The sequence below is a fragment of the Burkholderia cepacia GG4 genome (assembly GCF_000292915.1).
In the GTDB taxonomy this organism is placed as follows: domain Bacteria; phylum Pseudomonadota; class Gammaproteobacteria; order Burkholderiales; family Burkholderiaceae; genus Burkholderia; species Burkholderia cepacia_D.
On the sequence record NC_018514.1, the window covers coordinates 187,424 to 205,334 of the forward strand.

Genomic DNA, 17,911 nt, shown 5'->3' on the forward strand with positions numbered 1-17,911 from the left:
CCGACTTTCGTGTTTCCGCCATCGATGTCGGCACCGATCAAACGCATGTCGGGTTTGCGACATCGGCGCCCCCGCCTCCGGGACTACTCTCGAACAGCACGTTGCGAGTGCGCCGCATCCGCCGGCGCGCAGCGGCGCCATCCAACGAGACATGGAGACAATACGATGAGCAGCAATCGAGGTGTCGTCTATCTTGGGCCGGGCCAGGTCGAAGTCCAGAAGATCGATTATCCGAAGATGGTCGATCCGACCGGCCGCGCGATCGGCCACGGCGTGATCCTGAAAGTGGTCAGCACGAACATCTGCGGTTCCGACCAGCACATGGTGCGCGGCCGCACGACTGCCCCCGTCGGCCTCGTGCTCGGTCACGAGATCACGGGCGAAGTGGTCGAAGTGGGCCGCGACGTCGAGACGCTGAAGATCGGCGATCTCGTGTCGGTGCCGTTCAACGTCGCGTGCGGTCGTTGCGCGATGTGCAAGGACACCCATACGGGCGTGTGCCTGAACGTGAACCCGTCGCGTGCCGGCGGCGCATACGGCTACGTCGACATGGGCGGCTGGATCGGCGGCCAGGCCGAGTACGTGCTCGTGCCGTACGCCGACTTCAACCTGCTGAAATTCCCGGACCGCGACCAGGCGATGGCGAAGATCCGCGACCTGACCTGCCTGTCCGACATTCTGCCGACCGGGTATCACGGCGCGGTGAGCGCGGGCGTGAAGCCGGGCTCGACGGTCTACATCGCGGGCGCGGGCCCGGTCGGGATGGCCGCGGCCGCATCGGCGCGCCTGCTCGGCGCGGCGGTGACGATCGTCGGCGACATGAACGCGGAACGCCTCGCACACGCGCGGGCGATGGGCTTCGAGACGGTCGACCTGTCGAAGGACGCGTCGCTCGGCGAGCAGATCGAGCAGATCCTCGGCGTGCCGGAGATCGACTGCGCGGTCGACTGCGTCGGCTTCGAGGCGCACGGCCACGGATCGTCGGGCCATTCCGAGGAAGCGCCCGCGACGGTGCTGAACTCGCTGATGGAAATCACGCGGCCGGCCGGCGCGATCGGCATCCCGGGCCTGTACGTGACGGACGATCCGGGCGCGAAGGACAAGGCCGCGCAGCACGGCAGCCTGAGCATTCGCTTCGGCCTCGGCTGGGCGAAGTCGCATTCGTTCTTCACGGGTCAGACGCCGGTGCTGAAGTACAACCGCAACCTGATGCAGGCGATCCTGTTCGACCGTCTGCCGATCGCGAAGATCGTCAACGTCGAGGTGATCTCGCTCGACCAGGCGCCGGAAGGCTACAAGAAGTTCGACGGCGGCGCGCCGCGCAAATTCGTGATCGATCCGCACGGTTTGCTGGCAGCCTGACGCACGAACCGCGGGCATGAGGCGGGCGGCACCGGAGACGGTGCCGCCCGTTTTCGCTGTGGGCGGGACGCAGCGGCTTCGTCGCCGCCCACGCTGGCGAACCCCGATCGCTGCGGTGCGCAATTGCTGCGATAATCATCGCCCGTTCCCGACCCTCTATCGCCGTCCGGCGGCGACTCACGGATGGCCAAGTCACTCCCCCTCGCCGCGCTGCACACGTTCGTCGAAGTGGCGCGATGCGGCAGCATGAAGCAGGCTGCCGACCTGCTCTGCATTTCGCCGGGCGCCGTCAGCCAGCATGTCCGCAATCTCGAGGATCGCCTCGCCGTGCGCCTGTTCGAGCGTACCGGCCGCGAGCTCGAGCTGACCGGTACGGGCCGCGCGCTGTTCGACCAGCTTGCCGGCGGGTTCACCGAGATCGAAGCCGCATGGTCGAACGTGCACGGTGCGAACCGGCGCATCGTCCGCCTCGCGGTGACGACCACCGCGTCCTTCGCGAACACCTGGCTCGTGCAGCGCCTCGGTTCGTTCAGTGCCGAATACCCTGAAATCGAGATCACCGTCGAGACCCGTGCGCAACTGGTCGACTTGCGGCGCGACTACGTCGACGTCGCGATCCGGCACGGCTTGGGCCATTACCCGGGGCACGCGTCGTTCCGCATCTGGACGCCCGAGCTGTGGCCGGTCTGCAGCCCGCGCCTGCTCGATCCGGCCCGTCCGGTCGCGACGCCGGCCGATTGCCTGTCGTATCCGCTGCTGCAGGACGCGGACCGCGCCGACTGGGTGCTGTGGCTGCGCGCGCAGGGGATCGAGGATGCGCGTGCGCCGCGCGGCGCGAGCTTCAGCGAGGATGCGTTGCTGATCAAGGCCGCGGCGGCCGGGCAGGGCATCGCGCTGGTTCGCGACATCTACGCACGCGACGAAGTCGCGGCCGGGCGGCTGGTGCGCGTGCTGGCGCACCCCTGGCCGACCGAGCTGTCCTATTACGTCGTGTGCAGCGAAACGCGCCGTGACGAGTGGAAGATCGCGGCGTTCCGTGACTGGCTCGCGCGCGAGATCGGCGGCGACGGCGACGACCCACGCGACCTATTGGCGTGACCCGCGCACGGCACCGGTCGCGAATCCCTTGAGCTTGCCGGTCGCGAGCGCCGTGCCGAGCAGGATGATCGCGCACCCGGCGACCGTCTGCACGGTAATCGTTTCGTGCAGGAAGATCGCGCCCCACACCACGCCGAAGATCGGAATCAGGAACGTGACCGACGCCGCGTATTGCGCGCCGGCGTTGCGGATCAGCCCGAAATACAGCAGGTACGCGACGGCCGTGCAGATCGCGCCGAGCAGGATCACGGCGATCCACGCGGACGCGTGAACGGGGGTTTGCGGCCACATCGGCGCGGCCAGCGGGACAAGCACGAGTGCCGCGAACAACTGACTGCCGAACGCCGACACGAACGGCCGGACGTTCGCCAGCTTGCGCTTCGAATAGTGCGCGGCGAACCCGTACGACAGCGTCGCGAGCATCGCGGCGGCGATTGCGCGCGGTGCGCCCGGCGTGCCGGCGCCGATCGCCGAACCCGCGAGCACGACGACGCCGGCGAAGCCCACTGCCAGGCCGAGCGTTTGCGGCTTCGTCAGCGGCGTGCGCAGCCACAGGTAGGCGACGAGCGCGGTCCATAGCGGGGTCGTCGCGTTCAGGATCGAATCGGTGCCGGCCGACACGAACAGCGCCGCATAGGTCAGCAGGCAAAACGGCAGGGCCGAGTTGAAGATGCCGACGACGAACAGCGGTACCGCATGCATGCGGAATTCGCGTCGCGCGTCCGCGCCGCGCAGCACCGGCAACAGCAGCACGGCCGCGATCGCGACGCGCAGCGCGATCAGCGGGATCGCGCCGAATTCCGGCGCGCCCATGCGCATGAACAGAAAGGACGCGCCCCAAATTGCCGCGAGGGTCACGAGTTGCAGTGCATTCATGGACGGACTCCGTTCCGTGGGTGGGGCAACCCATTGAACGTCATCCGCCCGCCGCGACGCAAACCCGATTTTGTGAGTGCCGGTTTAGAAAATTGAATCGTCGCGCCGCGCGCTCAGTGTCCGCGATAGAGCTCGGCCGTGTGAGCCCCGCTCGCCACGGCGCGGCGACCGTGACGCATGTGCACGCTCACGCGGCGGATCGCATGCGTGCGCCGGGCCGCGACACCGCCTTTCCAGTCGGCGACGCGAATGCCGCCGCGCGCGCTGCCCGGCTCGCGCAGCGGCGGTGCGTGGTGCGCGACCGTCGTGGCCGCTCGTCCGGTTCGTCCGGTTATATGTCGACGTGTGTCCGCATCGCCTGATTGATCGGCGTCGCTCGGCCGGTCGGCGTTGGCGAGCCGCTCAGTGTCGACCGGCGCGTGATCGGCTGGATGAAACGCATAGGCGGGCGCGGGCACGACCGGCAAGGTCGGCGTGTCGGCCGCCACCGGGGCTGGCGTACCCTGTCCGCGACAGACGGGATTCGCCTGGCACATCCGGTCGAACGTTACATAGCCGCCGACCAGCAACACGAGGGTCAGGATGCTCAGCAGGGGCGCGCTCGACGCGCTCGGCTGCCGGACCGCCGCGCTGCGCGCCGCGGCCGCGACGCGTGACGACCACGTGGGTTGCGCATCGTGCGGGGGCGTGGCCTGCGCGGCATGCGCATCGTCGCTCCGTTCACGCAGCGGCGCGAACGGCCAGTTCCCCAGTCCGCAGACGGGGCACTGCTCGCTGGCGCGGAATGCCATGAAGCCGCACTGCCGGCAGCACAGGCCGACGGCATCGCGTGGCTCGGCACGCAGGTTCAGTGCGCCGCGCAGTGTGTCGCGCGCGCGGACTTTCCGGTTGGGCAGGACTTGCATGGTCGTTGCTACCTCGTCTGTCGTTGCCGCCCCGCGAGTTTCCCGATGGTCTGCATCGCGTCCTCGACGGCAGGGGTCCACGGCCGGCCATAGTTCAGTCGGACGTAGCGTTGAAAGGCGCCCGTCATGGAAAAGATCGGTCCGGGCGCGAGGCTGACGCCGTTTTCCATCGCGTCGCCGAACAACTGCATCGCATCCACGTGCGGCGGCAATTCGATCCACAGGAAATACCCGCCGCGCGGGACAAACACCTCCGTGTCGGGCGGAAAGTATGCGCGGACGGCCGCCAGCATCTGCGCCTGGTGCGCGGCCAGGTTGCGCCGCAGCCTGCGCAGGAAGCGGTCGTATGCGCCGTTGCGCAGGTAGCTGGAGACGGCCATCTGCGCAGGCACGTCGGCCGCCGGCGCGCTCGCGTTTTTCGCCTGGCTGATCTGCTTCACATAGCGTCCGGCCGCGACCCAGCCGACCCGGAATCCGGGGGCGAGGCATTTGGAGAACGAACTGCAATGCAGCACGAGTCCGCTTTCGTCGTACAGCTTCGCGGGGCGCGTGGGCGTCGAGCCGAAATGCAGTTCGCCGAACACGTCGTCCTCGATCAGCGGCACGCGATGCGACGCGAGCAGGTCGATCAGCGCGCGCTTGCGCTCGTCCGGCAGCGTCGCGCCGGTCGGGTTGTGGAACGAGGTCATGAACCAGCACGCGCGCACCGGATGCGTGTCGAGCGCGTCGGCGAGCGCATCGAGATCGAGGCCGGTGCGCGGATCCACCGGAATTTCGATGGCCTTCAGATGCAGCCGCTGCACGGCCTCCAGCACCGCGTGGTAGGCCGGACGTTCGATCGCGACGATGTCGCCGGGGCGCGTGAGCGCCTGCAGGCTCAACGTCAGCGCTTCGGCCGCGCCGGTCGTGATGACGATCTCTTCCATCGGCAATGACGCGCCCGCGTTCAGGTAGCGCAACGCAATCTGGCGGCGCAGCGCTTCGTGGCCGGGCGGCAGTCCGGCCAGCAGTTTCGCGCGGTCCATGTTGCGGGCCGCCGACGCCGCAGACCGCCACAGGCTGCTCATCGGAAACAGCGAATAGCTGGCGAACGCGGACCCCAGCGGCACGATGTCGTCGCACTTGAGCGAGTCGAGCAAGCGGAACAGCACATCATCGTCACCGGTATGCGACGCAGCGGGTTTGCGCGGTGTGTCGTGACCCGCGCGCACGCGCTTGTCATCGAGGTTCGAAACGAAATATCCGGAACGCGCACGCGCGGTGATCAGACCCTCGCTTTCAAGTGCGTAGTACGCACGAAACACGGTGGAAGGACTTACACGGTAAGCGCGGCACGCTGCGCGCACGGTCGGGATGCGCGCGCCGGCCCCGAGGTCGCCACGCCGGATCGCGTCGCCAATCGTCTGTGCGAGCGCCGCATATCGCTTCATGCCTGCCCTCCGGCCGACCGCGGCCGTCGTGAAAAAAGAGTAGCACGACATCTGCCGCGTTCAATCCCGCCCTCAATCGCTGATCCGCATGTCGCTGATCCGCTTGTTTTCGAATCAGTTTGATCCTTTTCTTCAGACGAGCGAACGGGCATTCTTCGCAAGCTTTATTCCCGATGCCTGATCGATCCGGCGTTCACGCTGCCAGATGGCGGCTACGTGCCCCCGTGCACCGAGCGCAGGACCTTGTCTGCAATGTCCCTACCTAACCCGGAAGCAACCAGCGTGAAATCGAAGTTCCTCGTCGCCGGCCTCCTGGCCGGCATCGCCCTCGACCTGTTCAGCGGCGCCGCCGCAGCAGCCTGCATCAGCAATCCCCCGACGCAGTCCAACGCGTCGTTTCCCGCCGCACTGACCGGCAAGCTCGTCTACCACAGCTACGTCAATTACGGCGACGGCACGAGCCAGCTGTTCCTGTACGACTTTTCCGCCCATACGCTCACGCAACTGAGCAAGAGCAGCTGGGGCATCACCGATCCGATGAACGGCGTGTTCAGCCCGGACGGCAAGTGGCTCGCGTTCATGGGTATCAGCAACGGCGCCTGGAACGTGTTCATGCTGCAACTCGGCGCCGGCACGCCGCCCGTCAACCTGACGAACAGCACCGGCGCGACGCGTAACGAGGATCCGAAATTCAGCGCGGACGGCAAGACGCTCGTGTTCAAGCAGAACGGTGACGTGAAGCAGGCCACGCTGTCGTACACGAGCGCAGGCCCGGTGTTCACGTCGGTCGTGAGCCTGACGAACGCACCGGCCGGCGCCGAATACTCGATGCCGTTCCTCGCGCCGGACGCGAGCGCCGTGTACTACGCGACGGGCACCGGCGCGAACATGGGGCTGATGAAGCGCACGATTGCGACCGGCGTGACCGCCACGTTCGATCATCCGGCCGGGCTGCAGACCTACTATCCGATCGTGCGCGGCGACGGCATGGTGTTCTACGCGCGCTGGAAGGACACCGGCGGCGCCGACCAGATCTACACGAAGACGGCGGACCCGGCATCGACGCCGAACGCGCTGCCGATCAACGACTGCGTGAGCAACAACTCGGACCCGGCGCCGGTGAGCGGCACGAACTACGTGTTCTTCTCGTCGACGACGGCGGGCGGCTACCAGCTCTACGTCGGCGACGTGACGACCGGCCAGCGCTGGAGCCTGTCGCAGTTCGGCGTGAATGCGGACACGACCAAGGCGAAGCTCGGCTCGAGCTACTACGGCGGCCCGGCCGCCGCGCAGCCGACGCTGCTGTCGCAGGGGCACCCGGCTGCTGCCTCGGCAAGCTACAACGCGTCGCTGACGCCGGACAAGGCGTTCGATGGCAACACGACGAGCACGCGCTGGGATTCTCCGGAAGGTGCCGGCGTCGATCCGCAATGGATCTCTGTCGATCTCGGCGCGGTGAAGAAGATCAGCAGCGTCGATCTCTACTGGGATGCGGGCGCGCTCGTCTACCAGATCCAGACGTCGAACGACAACGCGAACTGGACGACGGTCTACTCGACGAACAACGGCGTGTCGTATGGCCACGTGACGCTGCCAAACCTCAACGCGCAGGGTCGCTACGTGCGGATGCTCGGCACCAAGCGGGCGACGCAGTGGGGTTACTCGCTCGACGAAATGCAGGTGTGGGGATCGTAAGCGCAAACGAAAAGCGGCCTTGAAGGCCGCTTTTTTTATCGCACTGCGCGCGCGTCACGCATGAATCACATGCGTCGGAAAAGCCGGCCCGCCGACCGTCGCGCCCTGTGCGAGCGGGGCGACCTGCTTGCGGCGCTCGCGCGTCGGCGCGACGCCGAACGCGTCGCGATAGCTCTTGCTGAAGTGGCACGCCGACTGGAAGCCGCACGCCATCGTGATGTGCATGATCGACATGTCGGTCTGCAGCAGCAGCTCGCGCGCGCGGCGCAGCCGCAGCGTCAGGTAATAGTGCGTCGGCGTCATCCCTAGATGTTCGCGGAACAGGCGCTGCAGCTGGCGCTGCGACATGTTCGCGAGCCGCGCGAGCTCCTCGCGCGACAGCGGCTCCTCGATGTTGTTCTCCATCAGCGAGATCACTTCGAACAGCGACTTGTTCGCCGAGCCGAGCCGCGCGACCAGCGGCATCCGCTGTTGCGCGCTCGTGTCGCGCACGTGTTCGACGATGAATTGCTCGGCGATCTGCGTGACGCGCGCGGTGCCCACCCGCGCGGCGATCAGGTTCAGCATCATGTCGAGCGGTGCGACGCCGCCCGTGCACGTGATGCGGTCGCGGTCGACCACGAACAGTTCCTTCAGGAAGCGCGTGTCCGGAAACTCTTCCTTCAGCGCCGACATGTTTTCCCAGTGGATCGCGCACGCGTAGCCCGCGAGCAGGCCCGACTTCGCGAGTGCATAGGTGCCCGTGCACAGGCTGCCGAGCGGCAGCCCCATGCGCGCGAAGCGGCGCAGCGTCGACAGATGGTCAGGCGTCGTCGCGCGCTGCACTTCGACGCCGCCACACACGAATACGATATCCGGCTGGCCCACGCATTCGGCCGGGCCCGTGTCGACCGTGAGGCCGTTGCTCGCCGTGACCGGGCCGCCGTCCGGGCTGATCACCGACCAGCGGTAGAGCGGCTGTCCGCTCAGGTAGTTCGCCATCCGAAGCACCTCGATCGCATTGGTGAACGCGATCATCGTGAAATTCGGTAAGGGCATGAACGCGAAGTGGGACAGCGACGCTGTGCGGTCGGGCGACATGGGGGGCGTTCCTTGAATCTCTAATAGCTTTTTGCCCGAGGCACGGATCGGGCTGCCGTATTGTGTGAGCGAGCGCAACAAGCGTGCCATACGGCTAAACCCTAGCTCCATACGTTGTATGGGTGAAAGGCGCATGCTGCGCTGCACCGTAAACGTGACGGACTGCACCTCGGCCGGGCGCCGGAGGCACCGGCGGAGTGCCTGTCCATAGGTGAACCGCGGCTGGCCGTTTGCTTGGTCATCCGAAAAAGCACGACCGGTCACTTGTACAAAACGGACGTGCATGGCGGAAAAGGCAAAGAACGCGTCTAAATTCATCAATCCGCCGAAAATCCGAACGACAAGAATAGAGCCGTCGGCAGCCTTGCACTGGATGCGCTGGAAACCCAGGTACGGCGGGCCTCGCGCTTCGGTATCAGCCCTTTATTCTTCGTCACGGACGCACTATGTCGAACACCCAGCCTTTCTTCTCGCAGCCCCTAGCCGAGCGCGACGCGCCGGTGCGCAGCGCCATCCTGAAGGAACTCGAGCGCCAGCAGTCGCAGGTCGAGCTGATCGCGTCGGAAAACATCGTGTCGCGCGCGGTGCTCGAGGCGCAGGGTTCGGTGCTGACCAACAAGTACGCGGAAGGCTATCCGGGCAAGCGCTATTACGGCGGCTGCGAATTCGCGGACGAAGTCGAGGCGCTGGCCATCGAGCGCGTGAAGCAGATCTTCAATGCCGGCTACGCGAACGTGCAGCCGCACTCGGGCGCGCAGGCGAACGGCTCGGTGATGCTCGCGCTGGCCAAGCCGGGCGACACGGTGCTCGGCATGTCGCTGGACGCGGGCGGCCACCTGACGCACGGCGCGAAGCCGGCGCTGTCGGGCAAGTGGTTCAACGCCGTCCAGTACGGCGTGAACCGCGACACGATGCGGATCGACTACGACCAGGTCGAGGAACTTGCGCACCAGCACAAGCCGAACCTGATCATCGCCGGTTTCTCGGCGTACCCGCGCGCACTGGACTTCGCACGTTTTCGCGCGATCGCCGACAGCGTCGGCGCGAAGCTGATGGTCGACATGGCGCACATCGCGGGCGTGATCGCCGCCGGCCGCCATGCGAACCCGGTCGAGCACGCGCACGTCGTCACGTCGACTACCCACAAGACGCTGCGCGGCCCGCGCGGCGGCTTCGTGCTGACCAACGACGAAGAGATCGCGAAGAAGATCAACTCGGCCGTGTTCCCCGGCCTGCAGGGCGGCCCGCTGATGCACGTGATCGCCGGCAAGGCCGTCGCGTTCGGCGAAGTGCTGCACGCGGATTTCAAGACCTACATCGACAACGTGCTCGCGAACGCGCAGGCGCTCGGCGAAGTGCTGAAGGCCGGCGGCGTGGACCTCGTCACCGGCGGCACCGACAACCACCTGCTGCTGGTCGACCTGCGCCCGAAGGGCCTGAAGGGTGCGCCGGTCGAACAGGCGCTGGAGCGCGCCGGCATCACCTGCAACAAGAACGGCATTCCGTTCGACACGGAGAAGCCGACCGTCACGTCGGGCATCCGTCTCGGCACGCCGGCCGGCACGACGCGCGGCTTCGGCGTCGCGGAGTTCCGCGAAGTCGGCCGCCTGATCCTCGAAGTGTTCGACGCGCTGCGCGCGAACCCGGAAGGCGACCACGCGACCGAACAGCGCGTGCGCCGCGAGATTTTCGCGCTCTGCGAGCGCTTCCCGATTTACTGATCGACGACCCCCACAAAAGCAGAGACTGGAGCGAGAGGCAGATATGAGCACGCTGCATCAGGACAGCATCATCATCGACGGACTGAACATCTCGAAGTTCGAGAAGCCGGTGTTCGAGGACATGCGAAAGGGCGGCATCACCGCCGCGAACTGCACGGTGTCGGTGTGGGAGAACTTCACCAAGACCGTCGACAACATCGGCGTGATGAAGAAGAAGATCCGCGACAACGGCGAACTGCTGACGCTGGTGCGCACGACGGACGACATCTTCCGCGCAAAGAAGGAAGGCAAGACCGGGATCATCCTCGGCTTCCAGAACGCGCATGCGTTCGAGGACAACCTCGGCTACATCGAGGCGTTCGCCGACATGGGCGTGCGCGTCGTGCAGCTTTGCTACAACACGCAGAACCTGGTCGGCACCGGCTGCTACGAGCGCGACGGCGGCCTGTCGGACTTCGGCCGCGAAGTGATCACCGAGATGAACCGCGTCGGCATCATGGTCGACCTGTCGCATGTGGGCGGCAACACGTCGTCGGAAGCGATCGCGTTCTCGAAGAAGCCGGTGTGCTACTCGCACTGCCTGCCGTCGGGCCTGAAGGAGCATCCGCGCAACAAGAGCGACGTGCAGCTGAAGGAGATCGCCGACGCGGGCGGCTTCGTCGGCGTGACGATGTTCGCGCCGTTCCTGAAGCGCGGGATCGAGGCGAACATCGACGACTACATCGAGGCGATCGACTACGTCGTGAACCTGATCGGCGAAGACGCGGTCGGCATCGGCACGGACTTCACGCAGGATTTCGCGAAGGAATTCTTCGACATGCTGACGCATGACAAGGGCCGCTATCGCCAGCTGACGAACTTCGGCAAGGTGATCAACCCGGACGGCATCCGCACGATCGGCGAATTCCCGAACCTGACCGCGGCGATGGAACGCCACGGCTGGAAGGAGTCGCGCATCCGCAAGATCATGGGCGAGAACTGGGTGCGCGTGTTCAAGGACGTGTGGGGCGCGTAAGCGCCCGCCGAGTCGGACACAACCTCCAGCGATTCAACATTAGAACAATCGGGACGTGCCCGCGCAAGCTGCGCGGGCGCGCGGACGATGTCGCGCCTGCGCCTGAGCCGCGCGGCCAATTTTCCTCACGGAGTCACCACGATGCAACCGCAACTGCCGATCAACGTCGATCCCGATACCGGCGTCTGGACCACCGACGCGCTGCCGATGCTGTACGTGCCGCGCCACTTCTTCACGAACAACCACGTCGCCGTCGAGGAAGCGCTCGGTGTCGAAGCGTATGCCGAGATCCTCTACAAGGCCGGCTACAAGTCCGCATACCACTGGTGCGACAAGGAAGCGAAGCTGCACGGCCTGACCGGCATGGCGGTGTTCGAGCACTACCTGAAGCGCCTGTCGCAACGCGGCTGGGGCCTGTTCTCGATCATCGAGGCCGATCCGGCCAGCGCGCGCGCGAAGATCGAGCTGCGCCACTCGTCGTTCGTGCTCCAGCAGCCGGGCAAGGAAGGCAAGCTCTGCTACATGTTCGCGGGCTGGTTCGCCGGCGCGATGGACTGGGTCAACGACACGACGCCGGAAGGCAAGGGCGCGCCGCGCGCGCAATCGAAGGAAGTGCAGTGTGCGGCCGAGCACCACGACCACTGCGTCTTCGAAGTGTCGCCGATCGCGCACTGATGCACTGACGATCCGACACCGCAACACAACAACACCCGCAACACGAGACATTCGAACGCCAGAGGTCGCCTGCGATGCGTTATCCCCACCTGTTCAAACCCATGCAGCTGAACCAGCTGACGCTGCGCAACCGGATCGTCAGCACCGCGCACGCGGAGGTGTATGCCGAGCCGGGCGGCCTGCCGGGCGACCGCTACATCCGCTATTACGAAGAAAAGGCGAAGGGTGGCGTCGGCCTCGCGATCTGCGGCGGGTCGAGCCCGGTTTCGATCGACAGCCCGCAGGGCTGGTGGAAGTCGGTGAACCTGTCGAACGACAAGATCATCGACCCGCTCACGCGCCTGGCCGACACGATGCACAAGCACGGCGCGAAGATCATGATCCAGGCGACGCACATGGGCCGCCGCTCGTCGTTCCACGGCGAGCACTGGCCGCACCTGATGTCGCCGTCGGGCGTGCGCGAGCCGGTGCACCGCGGCAACGCGAAGATCATCGAGATCGAGGAAATCCGCCGCATCATCAGCGACTTCGCGGCCGCCGCGAAGCGTGTGAAGGCGGCCGGCATGGACGGCATCGAAATCTCGGCCGCGCACCAGCACCTGATCGACCAGTTCTGGAGCCAGCGCTCGAACCATCGCACCGATGAATGGGGCGGCAGCCTCGAGAACCGTCTGCGCTTCGGCATCGAGGTGTTGACGGCCGTGCGCGAGGCGGTCGGCAAGGATTTCTGCGTCGGCCTGCGGATGTGCGGCGACGAATTCCACGAGGACGGCCTCGATCACGAAGCGCTGAAGGAAATCGCGCAGGCGATGTCGGAGACGGGCCTGATCGACTACCTGAGCGTGGTCGGGTCGGGCGGCGATACGCACAACACGATCGCCAACTGCATGCCGCCGATGGCGCTGCCGCCGGAGCCGTTCGTGCACCTCGCGGCCGGCATCAAGTCGGTGGTGAAGATTCCGGTGATGCACGCGCAGAGCATCCGCGATGCGGGCCAGGCCGAGCGCCTGCTCGCGAACGGCATGATCGACCTGGTCGGCATGACGCGCGCGCAGATCGCCGATCCGCACATGGTGATCAAGATCCGCGATGGCCGCGAAGACGAAATCAAGCAGTGCGTCGGCGCGAACTACTGCATCGACCGCCAGTACAACGGCCTCGACGTGCTGTGCATCCAGAACGCCGCGACGTCGCGCGAAGCGACGATGCCGCACATCATCGAGAAGTCGCGTGGCCCGAAGCGCAAGGTGGTGGTGGTCGGCGCGGGCCCCGCTGGGCTCGAGGCCGCACGCGTCGCGAAGCTGCGCGGCCACGACGTGGTGCTGTTCGAGAAGAATACGGAAGTGGGCGGCCAGGTGATGATCGCCGCGAAGGCGCCGCAGCGCGAACAGATGTCGGGGATCATCCGCTGGTTCGACATGGAAACCAAGCGCCTCGGCGTTGACCGCCGCCTCGGCGTCGCCGCCGACGAGAAGATGATCATGGCCGAGAAGCCGGACATCGTCGTGCTCGCGACCGGCGGTTCGAGCTTCACGTGGCAGGTGCCGGCCTGGGGCGTGGCCGACGGGCTCGCCGTCAGCTCGTGGGACATCCTGACCGGCAAGGTCGAGCCGAAGCAGAACGTGCTGCTGTTCGACGGCGTGAGCACCCATGCGGGCGCCGGCGTCGCCGACTTCATGGCGAGTCGCGGCTCGAAGGTCGAGGTCGTCACGCCCGACGTGAAGGTGGCCGACGATTGCGGCGGCACGACGTTCCCGATCTTCTATCGCCGCTTGTACGCGCTTGGCGTGATCCCGACGCCGAACACCATGCTCGACCGCGTCTATGAAGAGGACGGCAAGGTGATCGCCGTGCTGCGCAACGAATACACGGAAGAACTGGAAGAGCGCGCGGTCGACCAGGTGGTGATCGAGAACGGTTCGTCGCCGAACGACGAGCTGTACTGGAAGCTCAAGCCGGAATCGGTGAACCGCGGCCAGATCGATCCGCACACGCTGTTCGCGGCCGAGCCGCAGCCGTGCCTGTCCGAAGAACTCGGCAACGGCCGCTTCCTGCTGTTCCGTGTCGGCGACTGCATCTCGATGCACAACGTCCACGGTGCGATCTACGACTCGCTGCGTCTCGTGAAGGATTTCTAAAGATGAATCCGGCTTTCCTCATTACCGCACTGCTGTGGCTGTCGGTGGCGGGGCTCGCGTTCGCGGTCGCGAAGCGCTCGTCCTACTGGCGTCTCGGGCGCGCCACTGCGCCCGGCTCGTTCGGCGTCGCGAACCTGTTCGCGATCCCGAAGCGCTACTTCGTCGACCTGCACCACGTGGTCGCCCGCGATCCGTACATCGCGAAGACTCACGTCGCGACCGCCGGCGGCGCGATTGCCGCGCTCGCGCTGGTGTTCGTCAACTACGGCCTGGCGATTTACTCGCCGTGGCTCGACAAGCTGATCTTCCTCGCGGCGCTCGCGATGCTCGTCGGCGTGGTGTTCGTCTGGCGCCGCCGCGCGGCGAAGGACGTGCCCGCCCGCCTGTCGCGCGGCCCGTGGAACGCGCTGCCCTGGCTGCTCGGCTCGTTCGCGCTCGGCCTCGTGCTGTTCATGGTGGTGCCGGCCGGCGCGATGTCGGGTGCGTTCGCGGTGCTCTGCGCGCTGCTGATCGGCGCCGGCGCTTTCACGATGACGGTCGGCGCCGCGAAGGGCGGCCCGATGAAGCATGCGATCGCCGGCTTGCTGCACCTCGCGTTCCACCCGCGCCAGGAGCGTTTCGCGGCCACCCGCGATTCGTTCACGGGCAACGGCACGGCCACGCCGCCGACCGCGCTGAAGCTGCCGGATATCGCGCATGAAGAGTATGGCGTCGCGAAGCCGGTCGAATTCCGCTGGAACCAGCTGCTGAGCTTCGACGCGTGCGTCCAGTGCGGCAAGTGCGAAGCCGCGTGCCCCGCGTTCGCATCCGGCCAGCCGCTGAACCCGAAGAAACTGATCCAGGATCTCGTCGTCGGGATGGCGGGCGGCACCGATGCCGCGTACGCCGGCAGCCCGACGCCGGGCCTCGCGGTCGGCCAGCATCGCGGCGAGCCGAACGGCCCGATCGTGTCCGGCCTGATCGAGGAGCAGACGCTGTGGTCGTGCACCACCTGCCGCGCCTGCGTGCAGGAGTGCCCGATGCTGATCGAGCACGTCGACGCGATCGTCGACATGCGCCGCAACCGCACGCTGGTGCACGGCACGGTGCCGGGCAAAGGCCAGGAAGTGCTCGCGAACCTGCGCGAGACCGGCACGATGGGCGGCTACGACACGGCTGCGCGCTACGACTGGTCGGTCGACCTGAACGCCCCGGTCGCGCAAGCCGGCAAGCCGGTCGACGTGCTGATCGTCGCGGGTGAAGGCGCGTTCGACATGCGTTACCAGCGCACGCTGCGGGCCTTCATCAAGGTACTGAACAAGGCTGGCGTCGACTATGCGGTGCTCGGCGGGACCGAGACCGACACCGGCGACGTCGCACGCCGCCTCGGCGACGAAGCGACCTTCCAGCAGATGGCGAAGCGCCTGATCGGCACGCTCGGCTCGCTGTCGTACCAGCAGATCGTGACGGCCGATCCGCACGTGATGCACAGCTTGCGCAACGAATACCGCGCGCTCGGGCTGCGCGTGACGGTCAAGCACCACACGACCTACCTCGCGGAGCTGGCCGACAGCGGCAAGATCGCACCGAAGGCCGTCGACGCGCTGCGCGAGAAGCGCACCACGTACCACGATCCGTGCTACCTCGGCCGCTACAACGGCGAGACGGAATCGCCGCGCAAGCTGCTGAAGACGATCGGCATCCAGGTCGTCGAGATGGAGCGCAACGGCATGCGCGGCCGCTGCTGCGGCGGTGGCGGCGGTGCGCCGCTGACCGATATCCCGGGCAAGCAGCGGATTCCCGACATCCGCATCGCCGACGCGCGCGCCATCGGCGCGGACGTGGTCGCGGTCGGATGCCCGAACTGCACGGCGATGCTCGAAGGCGTCGTGGGCCCGCGCCCCGATGTGCTCGACGTGGCCGAACTCGTTGCCGCCTCGCTGGAGTGAATCGATGAACACGATCAAACGAATCGATCCGCGCCGGCCGTTCATCATCACGGCCGCGGGCCTGAAGCGCATCACGCTCGGCGAGGAAGGCAGCGCCGACGCGAGCGCCGCGCAGTGGTCCGCGCACGGTCATGGTGGCGCGGCCGCGAAGCCGCGCCGCGCGGTACAGGACCCGAAGCACGTGATGCTGGTGGTGGCGCACGCCGAGCGCGGCGCGCTCGACGACCATGCGCGGCAGGCGATCGCCGCCGCCGCGGTGCTCGCCGACGCGCAGACGGAAGTCGCGCTGCTGGCGTTCGGCGAACTGAAGGATGACGTCGCGGAGCTCGGCGTCGACAAGCTGATCGAGCTGGCCGATTTCGACCGTCGCGCGTTTGCGCCCGAAAGCGAGTTGCAAGCCTTGCAGGCGTGTGCCGCGGCGCTCGCGCCGAAGCATGTGTTCGTGCCGGACAACGCGACCGGCGACGGCGATCTCGGCCGGCGCTACGCGGCGGCCGCCGGCGCGAGCGTCGCGACCCACGTGGTCGAGCTCGACGCGAAGCATGTGGGCGCGTATGCGCAGGCCGGGCGCGCGTTCGCGACGCGCGGGCTGCCCGACGTGATCCTGCTCGCGCAGAACGCGGTCGAAGCGAAGCTGCCGTTCGTCGGCGCAGGCGAACGCCTGGCTGCCGACTTCATCCGCCCGGCCGGCGACGCGGCGCAGCCGTACCGCGATCTCGGCCTCGAGGAAATCGACGCGGCGCAGGTCGCGCTGGAGGAAGCCGACTTCATCGTGTCGGCCGGCAACGGCGTGTCCGACATCGGCGCGTTCGAGCGACTGGCCGGCGCGTTCGGCGCGGCGATCGGCGCGAGCCGCGTCGCGGTCGACAACGGCCACTTCACGCGCGACAAGCAGGTGGGCGCGACCGGCAAGACGGTCGAGGCGAGCGTGTACATCGCGTTCGGCATCTCGGGCGCGGTGCAGCACCTGCAGGGGATCAAGGACTGCCGCCACGTGATCGCCGTGAACCTCGACGGCAGTGCGCCGATCGCGAAGCGCGCGAACCTGACGGTAGTCGGCGACGCGCAGGGGACGATCGCCGCGCTGATCGAACAGGTGCAGGCCGCGCGTGCCGCGCGCGGACAATCGCCGGCCGCGGTCGGCTCCCGTGAAACGGAAGGAGTCGCAGCATGAACGCCCCCCGCCAGTTGCAACGCATCGCGGTGCTCGTGTCCGTGGGCCGGCACCCGGTCAGCGGCACCGCGCGCTACAGCCGCAACGACGCGGCCGCGCTCGAAGTCGGCCGCCAGCTCGCGGAGAAGCATCGCGCGAAGCTCGACGTGATCCATGCAGGCGATCCGGCCAATGAAGCGCTCGCCGAATACCTCGCGCTCGGCGCGCAACAGGTCGAGGTGCTGGCCTGTCGCGACGGCGACGACGCCGCGCTGGCGCTCGCCGCGCGCGTCGAAGGCTACGACCTCGTGCTGACCGGCACCCGCGCCGAGGGCGCGTACGACACCGGGATGCTGCCGTACCGCGTCGCCGCGGCGCTCGGCTATCCGCTCGTCGGCTCGGCCGTCGACGTGACGGTCGACGGCGGTCGAGCGGCGGTCCGGCAATTCTTGCCGAAAGGGCTGCGGCGGCGCGTCGACGCGGCGCTGCCGGCGGTCGTCGCGGTCCATCCGCTCGCCAACGCGCAGCCGCGCTATGCGTACGCGCGGCTGCGGGCCGGCGCGATCCGGCCGGCGCTTACGGCGACCCGTGCGGACGCCGATGCGGCCGCCTGGAAGGTCGGCCCGATCGAGCGTAAACCCGTAAAACTGGTCGCCGCCGAGAAGCGCTCCGGGCATGCCCGGATGCTGTCCGCGACGACGACCGAAAGCCGCGGCGGCAACGTCGTAAATGAAGGGAGTTCAGTCGAAAAAGCACAAGTGATCCTTGCGTATTTGCGCGAGCATCAGCTCATCGACTACTGATGTTGATGCCTGTCGGCAACCACACTGGGACG

At 67.2% G+C, this 17,911-nt stretch carries 14 protein-coding genes; 10 read left to right on the top strand and 4 right to left on the bottom strand.

Annotation, left to right across the window (positions count from 1 at the left end):
- Window positions 1–165: 165 nt before the first annotated feature.
- Together fdhA and GEM_RS16650 are read left to right on the top strand one after the other, a co-directional pair.
- Complete coding sequence (gene fdhA, locus GEM_RS16645; protein ID WP_014898524.1) at window positions 166–1,362, top strand: formaldehyde dehydrogenase, glutathione-independent; 1,197 nt, start codon at window positions 166–168, stop codon at window positions 1,360–1,362.
- A gap of 183 nt (window positions 1,363–1,545) precedes the next feature.
- A complete protein-coding gene (locus GEM_RS16650) occupies window positions 1,546–2,460 on the top strand; it encodes a LysR substrate-binding domain-containing protein (protein WP_014898525.1) in 915 nt (304 codons plus the stop codon).
- Here GEM_RS16650 and GEM_RS16655 read toward each other — a convergent pair.
- The 3 genes from GEM_RS16655 to GEM_RS16665 form a co-directional block, all read right to left on the bottom strand.
- Window positions 2,449–3,336 carry a DMT family transporter gene (locus GEM_RS16655; protein WP_014898526.1) on the bottom strand — a complete coding sequence of 296 codons (888 nt, stop codon included), beginning with the start codon at window positions 3,334–3,336 and terminating at the stop codon, window positions 2,449–2,451. The two genes, GEM_RS16650 and GEM_RS16655, sit on opposite strands and share 12 nt — an antisense overlap.
- A 113-nt stretch (window positions 3,337–3,449) precedes the next feature.
- A complete protein-coding gene (locus tag GEM_RS16660) occupies window positions 3,450–4,241 on the bottom strand; it encodes a hypothetical protein (protein ID WP_014898527.1) in 792 nt (263 codons plus the stop codon).
- A gap of 8 nt (window positions 4,242–4,249) precedes the next feature.
- Window positions 4,250–5,671 carry a PLP-dependent aminotransferase family protein gene (locus GEM_RS16665; RefSeq protein WP_014898528.1) on the bottom strand — a complete coding sequence of 474 codons (1,422 nt, stop codon included), beginning with the start codon at window positions 5,669–5,671 and terminating at the stop codon, window positions 4,250–4,252.
- 282 nt (window positions 5,672–5,953) lie between these two features.
- On the opposite strand from GEM_RS16665, the gene GEM_RS16670 reads away from it, so the two are divergent.
- Complete coding sequence (locus tag GEM_RS16670) at window positions 5,954–7,366, top strand: discoidin domain-containing protein (protein ID WP_041490715.1); 1,413 nt, start codon at window positions 5,954–5,956, stop codon at window positions 7,364–7,366.
- A 54-nt stretch (window positions 7,367–7,420) separates the two neighbouring features.
- Here the strand turns inward: GEM_RS16670 and GEM_RS16675 are convergent, their stop codons facing one another.
- Window positions 7,421–8,536 carry a GlxA family transcriptional regulator gene (locus GEM_RS16675; protein WP_080599433.1) on the bottom strand — a complete coding sequence of 372 codons (1,116 nt, stop codon included), beginning with the start codon at window positions 8,534–8,536 and terminating at the stop codon, window positions 7,421–7,423.
- A 356-nt stretch (window positions 8,537–8,892) separates the two neighbouring features.
- Here GEM_RS16675 and GEM_RS16680 point away from each other — a divergent pair, with 356 nt between their 5' ends.
- From GEM_RS16680 to GEM_RS16710, 7 genes are all read left to right on the top strand, one after another.
- Window positions 8,893–10,167 carry a serine hydroxymethyltransferase gene (locus GEM_RS16680; protein ID WP_006749550.1) on the top strand — a complete coding sequence of 425 codons (1,275 nt, stop codon included), beginning with the start codon at window positions 8,893–8,895 and terminating at the stop codon, window positions 10,165–10,167.
- Between the two features lie 43 nt (window positions 10,168–10,210).
- Window positions 10,211–11,182, top strand: coding sequence for a dipeptidase (locus tag GEM_RS16685; RefSeq protein WP_014898531.1), 972 nt, complete (start codon window positions 10,211–10,213; stop codon window positions 11,180–11,182).
- A gap of 141 nt (window positions 11,183–11,323) precedes the next feature.
- The gene (locus GEM_RS16690; protein ID WP_006488993.1) at window positions 11,324–11,857 is read left to right on the top strand and encodes a DUF5943 domain-containing protein; all 534 of its coding nucleotides are present in this window, start codon (window positions 11,324–11,326) and stop codon (window positions 11,855–11,857) included.
- A 74-nt stretch (window positions 11,858–11,931) separates the two neighbouring features.
- Complete coding sequence (locus tag GEM_RS16695; protein WP_014898532.1) at window positions 11,932–13,995, top strand: NADH:flavin oxidoreductase; 2,064 nt, start codon at window positions 11,932–11,934, stop codon at window positions 13,993–13,995.
- A 2-nt stretch (window positions 13,996–13,997) separates the two neighbouring features.
- Window positions 13,998–15,923, top strand: coding sequence for a (Fe-S)-binding protein (locus GEM_RS16700; RefSeq protein ID WP_014898533.1), 1,926 nt, complete (start codon window positions 13,998–14,000; stop codon window positions 15,921–15,923).
- Window positions 15,924–15,927: 4 nt separating this feature from the next.
- Window positions 15,928–17,097 carry an electron transfer flavoprotein subunit alpha/FixB family protein gene (locus GEM_RS16705; protein WP_014898534.1) on the top strand — a complete coding sequence of 390 codons (1,170 nt, stop codon included), beginning with the start codon at window positions 15,928–15,930 and terminating at the stop codon, window positions 17,095–17,097.
- The gene (locus GEM_RS16710) at window positions 17,094–17,879 is read left to right on the top strand and encodes a drug:proton antiporter (RefSeq protein WP_014898535.1); all 786 of its coding nucleotides are present in this window, start codon (window positions 17,094–17,096) and stop codon (window positions 17,877–17,879) included. Before GEM_RS16705 ends, GEM_RS16710 begins: the two co-directional genes overlap by 4 nt.
- The last annotated feature ends 32 nt before the right edge of the window (window positions 17,880–17,911 follow it).

What these genes read in the sequence shown, in the direction of transcription:
- fdhA (WP_014898524.1), top strand. Translation starts at nt 166, where the DNA reads ATGAGCAGCAATCGAGGTGTCGTCTATCTTGGGCCGGGCCAGGTCGAA.
- GEM_RS16650 (WP_014898525.1), top strand. Translation starts at nt 1,546, where the DNA reads ATGGCCAAGTCACTCCCCCTCGCCGCGCTGCACACGTTCGTCGAAGTG.
- GEM_RS16655 (WP_014898526.1), bottom strand. Translation starts at nt 3,336, where the DNA reads ATGAATGCACTGCAACTCGTGACCCTCGCGGCAATTTGGGGCGCGTCC.
- GEM_RS16660 (WP_014898527.1), bottom strand. Translation starts at nt 4,241, where the DNA reads ATGCAAGTCCTGCCCAACCGGAAAGTCCGCGCGCGCGACACACTGCGC.
- GEM_RS16665 (WP_014898528.1), bottom strand. Translation starts at nt 5,671, where the DNA reads ATGAAGCGATATGCGGCGCTCGCACAGACGATTGGCGACGCGATCCGG.
- GEM_RS16675 (WP_080599433.1), bottom strand. Translation starts at nt 8,536, where the DNA reads ATGGCACGCTTGTTGCGCTCGCTCACACAATACGGCAGCCCGATCCGT.
- GEM_RS16680 (WP_006749550.1), top strand. Translation starts at nt 8,893, where the DNA reads ATGTCGAACACCCAGCCTTTCTTCTCGCAGCCCCTAGCCGAGCGCGAC.
- GEM_RS16685 (WP_014898531.1), top strand. Translation starts at nt 10,211, where the DNA reads ATGAGCACGCTGCATCAGGACAGCATCATCATCGACGGACTGAACATC.
- GEM_RS16690 (WP_006488993.1), top strand. Translation starts at nt 11,324, where the DNA reads ATGCAACCGCAACTGCCGATCAACGTCGATCCCGATACCGGCGTCTGG.
- GEM_RS16695 (WP_014898532.1), top strand. Translation starts at nt 11,932, where the DNA reads ATGCGTTATCCCCACCTGTTCAAACCCATGCAGCTGAACCAGCTGACG.
- GEM_RS16700 (WP_014898533.1), top strand. Translation starts at nt 13,998, where the DNA reads ATGAATCCGGCTTTCCTCATTACCGCACTGCTGTGGCTGTCGGTGGCG.
- GEM_RS16705 (WP_014898534.1), top strand. Translation starts at nt 15,928, where the DNA reads ATGAACACGATCAAACGAATCGATCCGCGCCGGCCGTTCATCATCACG.
- GEM_RS16710 (WP_014898535.1), top strand. Translation starts at nt 17,094, where the DNA reads ATGAACGCCCCCCGCCAGTTGCAACGCATCGCGGTGCTCGTGTCCGTG.